At 43.4% G+C, this 11,075-nt stretch carries 14 protein-coding genes; all 14 read right to left on the minus strand.

Features of this window, described 5'->3' with window-relative positions; translation table 11 throughout:
* Positions 1-156: 156 nt before the first annotated feature.
* Entirely contained in the window at positions 157-1,035 is an 879-nt protein-coding gene (locus ACY3ZI_RS15375; protein WP_211887829.1) for a DMT family transporter, read from the minus strand.
* Positions 1,025-1,708 (minus strand): 2OG-Fe(II) oxygenase, encoded by a 684-nt coding sequence (locus tag ACY3ZI_RS15380; protein ID WP_211887821.1) that lies wholly within the window; start codon positions 1,706-1,708, stop codon positions 1,025-1,027. The genes ACY3ZI_RS15375 and ACY3ZI_RS15380 overlap by 11 nt, the downstream gene beginning before the upstream one ends.
* Positions 1,705-2,820, minus strand: a complete 1,116-nt coding sequence (locus tag ACY3ZI_RS15385; RefSeq protein ID WP_487375463.1) for a HesA/MoeB/ThiF family protein — start codon at positions 2,818-2,820, stop codon at positions 1,705-1,707. Before ACY3ZI_RS15385 ends, ACY3ZI_RS15380 begins: the two co-directional genes overlap by 4 nt.
* 52 nt (positions 2,821-2,872) lie before the next feature.
* On the minus strand, positions 2,873-2,962 hold the full coding sequence (locus ACY3ZI_RS15390; protein WP_249215520.1) for a pantocin A family RiPP: 90 nt from the start codon (positions 2,960-2,962) through the stop codon (positions 2,873-2,875).
* A gap of 378 nt (positions 2,963-3,340) precedes the next feature.
* Positions 3,341-4,414, minus strand: a complete 1,074-nt coding sequence (locus tag ACY3ZI_RS15395) for a cytochrome c-type biogenesis protein CcmH (protein WP_487375464.1) — start codon at positions 4,412-4,414, stop codon at positions 3,341-3,343.
* Positions 4,411-4,968 carry a thiol:disulfide interchange protein DsbE gene (gene dsbE, locus ACY3ZI_RS15400; protein WP_036952089.1) on the minus strand — a complete coding sequence of 186 codons (558 nt, stop codon included), beginning with the start codon at positions 4,966-4,968 and terminating at the stop codon, positions 4,411-4,413. Before dsbE ends, ACY3ZI_RS15395 begins: the two co-directional genes overlap by 4 nt.
* Positions 4,965-6,896 (minus strand): heme lyase CcmF/NrfE family subunit, encoded by a 1,932-nt coding sequence (locus tag ACY3ZI_RS15405; RefSeq protein WP_108478304.1) that lies wholly within the window; start codon positions 6,894-6,896, stop codon positions 4,965-4,967. The genes dsbE and ACY3ZI_RS15405 overlap by 4 nt, the downstream gene beginning before the upstream one ends.
* Positions 6,893-7,372, minus strand: a complete 480-nt coding sequence (ccmE, locus tag ACY3ZI_RS15410; RefSeq protein ID WP_036952093.1) for a cytochrome c maturation protein CcmE — start codon at positions 7,370-7,372, stop codon at positions 6,893-6,895. Before ccmE ends, ACY3ZI_RS15405 begins: the two co-directional genes overlap by 4 nt.
* Positions 7,369-7,581 carry a heme exporter protein CcmD gene (gene ccmD, locus ACY3ZI_RS15415; protein ID WP_211887818.1) on the minus strand — a complete coding sequence of 71 codons (213 nt, stop codon included), beginning with the start codon at positions 7,579-7,581 and terminating at the stop codon, positions 7,369-7,371. Before ccmD ends, ccmE begins: the two co-directional genes overlap by 4 nt.
* Complete coding sequence (locus tag ACY3ZI_RS15420) at positions 7,581-8,333, minus strand: heme ABC transporter permease (protein ID WP_132496675.1); 753 nt, start codon at positions 8,331-8,333, stop codon at positions 7,581-7,583. The genes ccmD and ACY3ZI_RS15420 overlap by 1 nt, the downstream gene beginning before the upstream one ends.
* A gap of 136 nt (positions 8,334-8,469) precedes the next feature.
* Positions 8,470-9,072 carry a cytochrome c-type protein NapC gene (gene napC, locus ACY3ZI_RS15425; RefSeq protein WP_036952097.1) on the minus strand — a complete coding sequence of 201 codons (603 nt, stop codon included), beginning with the start codon at positions 9,070-9,072 and terminating at the stop codon, positions 8,470-8,472.
* A 9-nt stretch (positions 9,073-9,081) separates the two neighbouring features.
* Positions 9,082-9,531: a nitrate reductase cytochrome c-type subunit gene (napB, locus tag ACY3ZI_RS15430; RefSeq protein WP_036952098.1), complete on the minus strand. Its 450-nt coding sequence runs from the start codon at positions 9,529-9,531 to the stop codon at positions 9,082-9,084.
* Positions 9,528-10,391, minus strand: coding sequence for a quinol dehydrogenase ferredoxin subunit NapH (gene napH / locus ACY3ZI_RS15435; RefSeq protein ID WP_211887817.1), 864 nt, complete (start codon positions 10,389-10,391; stop codon positions 9,528-9,530). The genes napB and napH overlap by 4 nt, the downstream gene beginning before the upstream one ends.
* Positions 10,378-11,073: a ferredoxin-type protein NapG gene (gene napG, locus ACY3ZI_RS15440; RefSeq protein WP_036952102.1), complete on the minus strand. Its 696-nt coding sequence runs from the start codon at positions 11,071-11,073 to the stop codon at positions 10,378-10,380. The genes napH and napG overlap by 14 nt, the downstream gene beginning before the upstream one ends.
* Positions 11,074-11,075: the final 2 nt, after the last annotated feature.

An 11,075-nucleotide genomic window follows, 5' to 3' on the forward strand; every position in this document is an offset into this window, starting at 1 on the left:
ATAGATGGGCGCAGATTGTATCTTAATAAGAGGCTTATTGTTATTGTTTTTTGACATTATTGTTAAAGCAAAATGCAGTTCGCTAGTCAGACGAATAAACTAACTAACTTGGGTTAGACAATACAGCGTTAATCAATATAGGCAAAAATGTATCCGTTAGTTTTCCTTCTTCAAAAAGACCAAAGCAACACTGGTAAAAATCAAAACCATTCCAATCAACATATTCAAGTTTATTGCTTCGCCTAAGTAGTAATAAGAAATAACCACACTCATCATCGGTGAAATAAGAATTGAATAAGACGATAATTCAGCCCCGCCATGATCAATCATGTAAAACCATAAAATGTAAACTAGAACACCATTTGCTACACCGATAAAAATCACGGGAATCAGTAATTCCGTCATCAATCTATGGTAACTCAATCCATAGCTTGTCAGATCTAAATTGACAGATAGAAACATCGTAAAAATCAATATAATCAAGAATGAAGTGATATTTTGATAAAGCACCTTTGAAAAAACATCAACGCTGACGGCAATGTGTCCTGATAGAAAGGTTCCTAGCGCCCATGCAAATGCACTTAGCAAGATAATCACCTCACCATAGCTCATCACATCAAATGAGGTAAAAAACAGAATTCCAAGTCCACAAAGTACCGAGACAATCAACGAGTTCAAGATTATCTTCCGCTGACTTATCATCACAAAGCAAGACGTTATCGCTGGCATGGTATAGACCAATACTGACGCCTTAACGGAGTCCGTAAATTGGAGCGCAATGTTGTTTAATATTGGCACGAGGAACATATTTAAAATGCCAAGAGGAATGCAACGAATAAAATGGTTCGCTATAAATTGCTTTTTATATATAAAGAAAAATACAAATAACAGCACCAGCAAAGCTATCAATGCAGAGTAGAATCGGAATACCCATGCCCCAACAATTCCAATGCCGATTTTCGAGATCGGAAACCCCATTCCCCACAGTATAGATATTATCGCTGAAAATATAATGACCGTATTTTTATGCGTCATATCGAGCAACCACCGCCATTCTTTTAGCGCCTCTAACACCTACCGAATTCACCATTGAGACAAAATGGGGAATACTTTTTTCTCCCGTATCAATAATTAATGTACTCAAATACGTTGGTACTAATGCTTCTATGATGTTTTCTTTCTGTTTGTCCAAAATAAAAGTCAAGCCACCATGGTTACTCTCCCAACCTTTCGTAAAGTTAATGACAATATTAATGCAGGAACCAGAGTCGCAGTGTGTGGCTAGGAAATCCCCTAAATCAAACCAGCTTAAATAACATAGCGATAATGTATTGATACTTTTTTTCGTTATTTCAGACAGAAAGAATTTGAATTTTTTGCTATCTAAAAATGCTTTAATCTCTAAAAAAGATGAAACCTCTTTTCCCTGTTGATTATCAGTTACTCGCCTAAATGAATAGCAAAAATTCCCTTGATGATATTCTTGTAGTGCTTTTTCTCTTTCTTGTTCTATCTCAAACTTAGAGTGCTTATTTTTATAGTAATCCACTGGGGCACATTTATTTTTTATTATAAATGACCATTCAGCATCATTAATATCAAGAAAATAGTCATAAAATCTGTCTAATTCTGAAAAGTATTGTTCGATAGGAAATTGAATATAACCTTTATTATTAAAATCATTATTTAACTCGTGAATTTTTCTCACAAAAACTCCTCCGTCATTTTAAAATCTCTTAATGAAAAGAGTATTTTTCTATTTTTCAATACTACGTCATCATAGCCAGTAATTAACTTAACAATTTGGTCTGTTACTAACCCAGACATGACTGCAAGGGATGGTGTATTTTGCCAAGCATTCACTTTTCTCTTTCCATTTAAAAACTGGTGTTTCATTCTTGCTAATTGAAATTTTTCAATTTCATGATTCTGGCTATAGAATTTATTTCTAATATTATTTTTTACCGCATGATAGCCTGAATTGTACCCATCATTTAAATAAATAGGTCCAACTGAAATGTCTAAAGGATCTCCCCCCAATTCAATTACCGGTATTTCTTTTTCATGGGCGATATCATGAATAACACCTTCAACTGTATTTTTTCTAAAATAACCTAAACTGGCCCATGCAATTAAAATGACATCTACGCCATCTAAAATTTCCATCAACCGATCTCTATCCGTCGTTGCAAACTCGTTGTACTTCTCAACCTTGGTGTATCTATTATGCCGTTTAATACCTATTTCAGCAGCTTCAACTTTTGCGCTTCCAATATCGTCAAAAGTATAAAGAACTTGTCTATTTAAGTTAGAAAGCTCAACCACATCACCGTCTACCAACCTCAATGTGCCTATACCTAACATAGCTAGCTGCATTGCACACCACGTTCCCCAGCCTCCCATACCTAGAATCAAAACTCGGCTATTTTTGAGTTTTTCTTGGTACTTTAAACCGCCTACTTTTTGACTATCGATTAACGAAAATTGTAATAACTGCCTATCATATAAATTTATTTCTTGTGGACTAAGAATATCCGAATAAGTATCTGAAACTTCCATAACACCTAACTGATTAAGCTTATTAATAAACTCAATAATACATTCTTTATCAACGTTAAATCTTAAAGATTTCAATTCCTTTACTATTCTTGGAATAGTATGCTCTCCATCAAGTTTGGGTAATAACGATAGTACCCACCCTTCCGGATTTTTAATAATGCAACCCTTTTGGGGTATTTCTCCTATGCAAATATCGCCATCATCAGATATTAAAATATGATGCGAGCATTTAATTAATGGTTTTAATAGCGAAAAATCCATATTTAGCCTCCATTAATAAAAGCCGCATTTAGCGGCCATTCAATATAACTCGTTATTCTAACTCGATAGATTCATCTTCATTGTACATCGCATTTTCTTCATTAATAGCAGAAACACGTTCATTAAGAATGATAAATTCCATAAAGATCACCTCATGTATTATTTAAGATAAAATTTCAACAAACTACGCATTAAAATTAATTAACAAAACAGCATGCTGTCAACATTTATTTAAGAAATGAAAAATATAGATATACAAACATCTATTTATATATAGAATCATTTATATCAGTCACTCGAGTAAATTACTTAATGCTTTGATAACAAATAGATTTAAATAACAATCATAATAGTTCAATAAAATACAGACGCTTTTTTATATTAGAACATCTAAAAAATATTATTTTAAAACCCAATTATATTTTTAAGTTTACTCCTCTTTTTACATATTGATTTCATAAAAAAGGGAGCCGAAGCTCCCTTTATTCAATCACATCAATGCTAGATGCCCCGAAAACCGTTATTTACCTTCCGGTGTCTCTTTCTTCTCATGCAGCATCATCAGCGATTGCTCGATACTGCGTTCAATAATCTCTCGGCGCTGATCATTCTCAGGCAATAGCTTTAACATCATCTGCCAAGCCGAAATGGCTTCGGGATAACGCCCTTGTTCGAACGCATTGAAGGCAAATATACTGAGCGCTTTAACATTAGTTCGGTTCTTAGCAATCAGCTTTTTGAGTAGCTCATTACCTTCTTGGTTATCACTTGGGTCTGACGAACGGGTTAATACTTCCGCATAGCCTAATGCGACCGCATCATCGTCAGGGGATAAGCGGTAAGCACGTCCATAAGCATCGGTTGCCATAGTCGCGTTACCTAATACCATCCCAATGCGACCAAGCATCACCCAGCCATCAATATTTTGCGGATCATCCTGAAGGCGAGTACGCAAACCTAAAGCCAAGTTTTCCATTTCTTCATTATTCAATGGAAGCTCATTGGCATTCAGCGCTCTATCTAACAATGCTGGCGCTTGCTGATAAGCCACATTCCAATCTTTCACTTTGCTGTAGCTACCCACTTCATAATACGCAGCACCTGCAACACCCAGCGCTATCACAATACCGGGGACATACACCCAAGCACTTGCACGGCTCGCTTCTGGCAGTGGCTCGTCATCATCGTTTTGGGCGACTTGGCTGGCTCTGACACGTTTTTTAGAACGGGCGTAAATCAACCATCCCCCAACCGCGATAGCCACAAATGGCATCCCCCATAACATCACGGTCAGCGGCGTTAATGGCGGGTTATACGTCACGAAATAACCATATCTCGCCACCATATAATCGACGATTTCATCGCGGCTTTTCCCCTCTTGCATCAGTTCATACACTTTCTGGCGCAAGTCGAGGGCGATCATCGAGTTAGAATCAGCAATACTGTTGTTTTGACATTTCGGGCAACGTAACTCTTCCGTCAATTTACGAAATTGCTGCTCTTGCTGCTCATTCTCAAATGTGAAAACTTCCGTGGAAGCCAAACTTACACCTGCGCTGAGCGCCCACATCATCAAGGCAATCACATATTTCATTGATTTGCCTCCTTGCTATAACGATCCCACAGCGGCTTCAGCTCGTTTTGCCAAACTCGCTCATCAACCGCACCGGCGTGGCGATAACGAATAATCCCTTGCCCATCAATTAAGAAGGTTTCAGGCGCGCCATACACACCGAGATCAAGTCCCAGCATGCCTTGTCCATCGAATAAACTTAATGCGTATGGATTACCCAATTCGCGCAACCAGCCGATCGCTTTTTGGCGATCATCTTTATAGTTCATTCCCACAACGCGGATCCCTTGCGATGCTAACTGATTCAAATATTGGTGCTCAGCACGGCAAGTCGGGCACCATGTCGCCCAGACATTCAATAAAATTGGCTGCCCTTGGATCAGTACCTTGGTGTCATATTCCTGTCCCGGATTTTCCAAAGATTCCAAACGGAAAACAGGCACTGGCTTACCAATCAAGGCAGACTCTAGCAAGCGGGGATCATCCCCTTCCGCATTACGTACCAATTGCCATAACAGCACGGCAGCAATCGCCGCAAAGATAACAAAAGGAATTAAAAAGACTTTGCGATTCATACAGCTTCCCCTTGTAGCTTGCGACGACGATAACGCGAATCAAACAAGCAGCATAGCGCGCCTACTGCCATAAATACGCCACCCGCCCATATCCAGCGGACAAACGGTTTATAGTACAAACGCAGTGTCCACACATTTGGGGAGATCTCCTCACCCAGAGCCGCGTATAAATCACGGGTGATCCCGCCATCAATAGCGGCTTCTGTCATCACTGCACGGCTGGTGCTATAAAAACGTTTTTCTGGATGCAACGTGGTGAGCACCTTGTCATTCTCTTTCACCGTGATAGTACCAATCACCCCTTGATAGTTTGGACCATCCGCTTCATGTACCCCATTAAATACAAAGGTATATCCACGAATAGCAATGCTATCATCCGGCTTCATTTTCACATCACGTTCAATACTGTAATTCTGGCTAAAGGCGATCCCCACGATAGTCACCGCCAAACCAAGGTGAGCCAGTACCATTCCCCAATAGCTTGAGGTCAGTTTGATTTTTTTACTGATGCGCACCTTCATTTCAGCGAAGGCCAAAATAACAATCCAGCACGCCATCATTAAGCCCAGCACTGTCAGCGCTTCAACTCGGTCTTGCATTAGCCAAGGCAGCAAGAAAGAGAGAATGAGTGTCAGCACTAACGCCATCAGCAGCAATTTGCGGATAGCCGCAGGACGATCACGTCCCCAGCGCACTAGCGGTCCAATACCTAGTAACAGCGCAAAAGGTACCATCAAGGCGATAAACATAGTGTTGAAGAACGGCTCACCAATCGAAATCGTTCCCAAACCAATTTGTTTATGGATAAGCGGCAGCAATGTGCCTAACAACACCACCAACATGGCGGCGGTTAAAATCACATTATTCCCTAATAGCAGGGATTCCCGTGACCATAATGCGTTGTTCACCTTAGAACGTACTTTATGACCGCGTATTGCAAAGACTAATAGCGAGCCGCCGATCACCAACACCATAAAGGCAAGAATAAACAACCCTCGAGCGGGGTCCGAAGCAAAGGCGTGCACCGAAACCAATACGCCTGAACGGACTAAGAAGGTGCCCAATAAGCACAATGAGAAGGCAAATATCGACAATAATAGCGACCATGCTTTGAAGGTGGCGCGCTGCTCAGTGACTGATAATGAGTGGATTAAGGCAGTTCCCACTAACCACGGCATAAATGAGGCGTTTTCTACCGGATCCCAGAACCACCAGCCCCCCCAGCCTAATTCGTAGTATGCCCACGCCGACCCTAACATAATTCCCAGTGTTAAGAAGAACCATGCTGCTAGCGTCCAAGGGCGTGCAAAACGGGTAAAGGAGCTATCTAAGCGCCCACTGAGCAATGCGGCGATCGCGAAGGCAAATGCCACCGAGAAGCCCACATAGCCCATGTACAGTAATGGCGGATGGAAAATCAGTCCCGGGTCTTGCAGCAGTGGGTTTAAGTCACGACCTTCAATCGGGAAGGAGGGCAAGGTGCGAGAGAATGGGTTTGAGGTAAAAATGATAAACAGCAAAAAGCCAACGCTCACCATACCCATTACCGCGAGCACTCGAGCCACAATGTCCAGAGGCATACGGTAGCTGAATAACGCCACCGCAAATGTCCAGCCGCTCATGAGCAGTACCCACAGCAATAGAGACCCTTCATGAGCGCCCCATGTTGCCGCCACACGGTACCAAATCGGTAATTGCGTGTTGGAGTTATTTGCCACGTAAGTGACAGAGAAATCATTTACCACAAAGGCATTAATTAAGACTAAAAATGCCCCTGCGATAAACAGGAAAAGCAGCCAAGCTAGTGGTCTAGATGCCGCCATCAGGCGGGCATCATTACGTGCCACACCCCACAGAGGATAAAAAGAGAGTAATACAGAGACCCCTAATGCTAAACACAGAAGGATATTACCAATCTCAGGGATCATGATGCATTGTCCTTATACATTGCAGCAGGACGTTTATGGTTTTCTTGCATCGCTTGCTCAATTTCTGGTGGCGTGTAGTTTTCATCATGTTTGGCTAACACTTCTTTCGCCATCACATGGTTATTTGGTTCTAATTCCCCTTGCACCACCACACCCTGCCCCTCTTTGAATAAATCAGGCAAGATACCGTCATAGCTCACGTCAATTTCGGCTTCCGCATCATAAACGGTAAAAGTCACTTTCAGCGAGTCTGGGTCGCGCACAACGGAGCCAGGCATCACCATGCCACCCACGCGTAAACGCTGCCCGACTTCAGGCACTTTTTGCGTTTCTCGCTTCCCGTAAATCACTTCACCGGGGGTATAAAACAGGTCGATACTGGAACTTAAGGCGTATAGCACCAATGAAAAAGTCAGCCCAACACCTAAAATAATGGATGAAACCAACCACAGTCGGTTACGGCGACGAATATTCACATCCCCTCCCTGCGCGCTCTAGCGGCTTTTTGTCTTGCTTCTCGCGCTTGTTGCTGAACAATCGCGCTAAAAATCATTTTTCGTTGAATATAGGTATGGATACACAGTGCCGCTAATGGCAAAAGGGTTAGCGCAACCGCTAACCAAACATAAAATCCATATCCACCCATGGCGAAGAAGTCACTCCAAGAGGCAAATGCACTATTCATTATGATTTCCTCCCATGGCTATTTCCTCGCTTAGTCATCAGTTCCAGTACCCAAGGTCGGTTACGCTCTAACATTAACAGTTGGTTACGCAGACGAATTAGCGTCAACGAAATAAACAGGAATAAATACCCCAGAATAGCTAAACGTAATGGTGTACGCATCGCTGGGTTAATGCTTTCTTGCATACGTGTTGATGGTTGATGCAGGGTTTGCCACCACTCAACTGAGTAGTGAATAATCGGCAAATTGATCACCCCAATTAACACTAAAATGGCAGCCGCTTTTCCTGCTGTACGGCGGTCATCAAATGCATGCCACAGGGCAATGACCCCAACATATAAGAATAACAGGATCAATTCAGATGTCAGACGCGCATCCCATACCCACCAAGCTCCCCACATCGGTTTACCCCATGTGGCGCCGGTGACAAGCGCAATAAAGGTGAATACAGCGCCGACGGGCGCCATTGCAGCAATAGCTAACTCAGAAATTTTCATCTGCCACACAAGACCGATGAACGCCGTGATAGCCATAGTGGCATAAATCCCCATCGACCACATGGCCGCGGGGACGTGAATATAGATGATCCGGTAGCTATCACTCTGTGTTTTATCGGTTGGTGCAAAACCAAAGCCCCAAACCCAGCCCACCGCCAGAAAGATCACACTTAACACAATGAACCATGGAGCCAGTCGCCCACATATTCTATATAAGTTCATTGGAATTGCTAATTGGTGAAGCTTTTTCCACATAGTTAATAGCCCCGATTTATCTCACAAAATGCTGTGCATTAATAATAGCTACAATACACAAAAACCACGTAATTTTATTGATTTATCACAAATACAACTTAGGCTAGCTGACTCAATTAGCCAGCTAGCCTATTTCTTAGAAGCCTGGTTCCACTTCTCGCATATCTGGTAACTTATGCGCAATACCTTTATGGCAATCAATACAGGTTTTTCCGTCTTTTAACGCTTGGTCATGCATTTTTGCAGCGACACTTTTTTGAGCGGTAAAATCCATATAGTCGAAGTTGTGGCAGTTACGACACTCTTGGGAGTTATTATCCTTCATCCGCCGCCACTCGTTCTGCGCCATTTCTAGGCGATGAGCTTCAAATTTTTGTGGTGTATCAATCACGCCAAAAATCTTACCGTATAACTCTTTACTGGCTTTGATTTTTCTCACCATTTTTGGCACAAACTCATGAGGTACGTGGCAATCAGGGCATGTCGCTCTCACCCCACTACGGTTAGTATAGTGAATGGTATCCATATACTCTTCGTAGACGTTTTCACGCATTTCATGGCAGCTAATACAGAACTCTTCCGTGTTCGCTTTTTCCATTCCGGTATTGAAACCGCCCCAGAAAATAACACCGCCAACGAAACCGATAATCAACAACGTTCCCAACGCTAAACGGCTTGGGCGCCACCACCACTGCCAAACTCGGCGAATGATCCCCGGTTTATCACTTTTATTAGTCATATCCGCCCCTTATTTCCCGAAGCCTTTAGATGGGGTAAAGGTATTATCGATAATCGGCGCAGTATCAGATTGAGGAACATGACACTGTAAGCAGAAATAACGATTTGGTGCCACTTCACCTAATACTTTACCAGTCGCATCCATAAAGTGTGTTGGGCTAATACGTGGTGCGCCAGTGGTACGATAATTTTCCACACCATGGCACTGCAAACAACGGTTTGTGTTCGTGGTAATTTGATACCCTTCAACACTGTGAGGGATCATCGGTGGCTGGTTAACGTAGTTCAGTGCCATTTTTTCCTGCTCTTTAGGAATATGAATGCCACTTTCTGGTGTGCCTGACACTTCTGGTGATTGAGCCAGATCGACGCCATTCGCCGACCATGCAAAACTGCTCACGACAACGGCCATACCCGCTATCCAACGGCTTAAAGTTCTTTTCAGGACAGGGTTTTTCATGATTTAGCTCCCGAACTCCATTTTAGTGTTATTTTAAAAACGTCCTCAGAACAGACATCAATACAGCGACCACACGTCGTGCAATCTTTCGCCGTGATCTGTGCTGGGGCTTGTTTATCAAGAACCGGAACGCGCAAAACTTGCGGCTCAGGACAAACGTGGAAACAATCCATGCAGCGGTTACACTGCTCTTTTTTATGGGCGGTCACGACTAAAGCCCCTTTACACCCCGCGACACCATACAGTGCGCCGAGTGGGCATAAGTGACCACACCAACCATGTTCCACGACCAATAAATCGAATAAAAAAAGTGCAACTAAAACTAAAGCGCCGCTACCAAAACCAAAAATCAAGCTACGTCCCATCAGAGAAACGGGGTTAATCCATTCCCAAAGCAACGTACCTGTTAATGCCGCTCCCAACAAAATGACACCCAGCAAAACATAGCGGATGTAACGTGGGATCGTGGCGGATTGATTGAATTCGAATTTTCGACGTAGCCATGCCGCCGCATCCGTGACCGGATTAACAGGGCACACCCAACTACAGAAAACCCGTTTTCCTAACAGGGCATACACCCCCAAAACAATCCCGGCACCGATTAACGCGGAGATCCCCGGTAAGTAACCACTTGCTAAGCTTTCAAGAGTAATTAGTGGATCCGTCAATGGGATCGTATCCAGCAATAAGCTGCTACTGTAATTGCCATGTAAGATCCACACGCCTAACCACGGACCACTCAAAAACATGGCTAACACTAACAACTGACTGGTACGTCTTAATACCAACCATTTATGGCTTCCCCACCACCCTTTTTTCGCCAGAGCCTCACGTCCGGCATCGTGCTTACGATTTGCCATTGTTTCCCTCCAGCCAACCAAAACGGTAATGGTGACCTAATTCCCCTTTCGCCAGCGAACGTGGCAATACTTTAATTGCCGACTCCTCAAGCACACACGCTTGTTCACATTTACCGCACCCCGTACAGTAATTACTGTTCACTGTCGGCAAGAAACGCGCGTGTTTACCGGTTCGATGGTTTTGTTCAAGTTCCAGTGTGATAGCTTCGTCAATCACAGGGCAAACTCGGTAGCACACATCGCATCGTAACCCTTGAAAGTTCAAGCAGTTCTCTTGGTCGAGTAACACTGCTAGCCCCATACGAGCATCATTGATAGAAGCAATATCCTTATCCAACGCACCACTTGGGCACACTTTGGCGCAAGGAATGTCTTCACACATTTCGCACGGGTTTTCGCGAGCAATAAAATACGGTGTACCCGCTGCCATGCCAGACGCCAACGTAGCAAGCTTCAACATGTCGTAAGGACACGCTTGCACACATTGACCACAGCGCACACAGGCACTTGCAAAGGCACTTTCGTCTAAGGCACCCGGCGGGCGAAGATGCACTCCGCTCGCTCGGGAGGTTTGTTGCTGAAGCCCCAGTACCACACCAACAGCCGCCAGTCCACCCGCTGCGCGAGCAACATCACGCAAAAAACGGCGGCGACTATTCTGGGAACTCGGTTTCTGGGACATAC

It is taken from the genome of Providencia sp. LY12 (assembly GCF_057621555.1).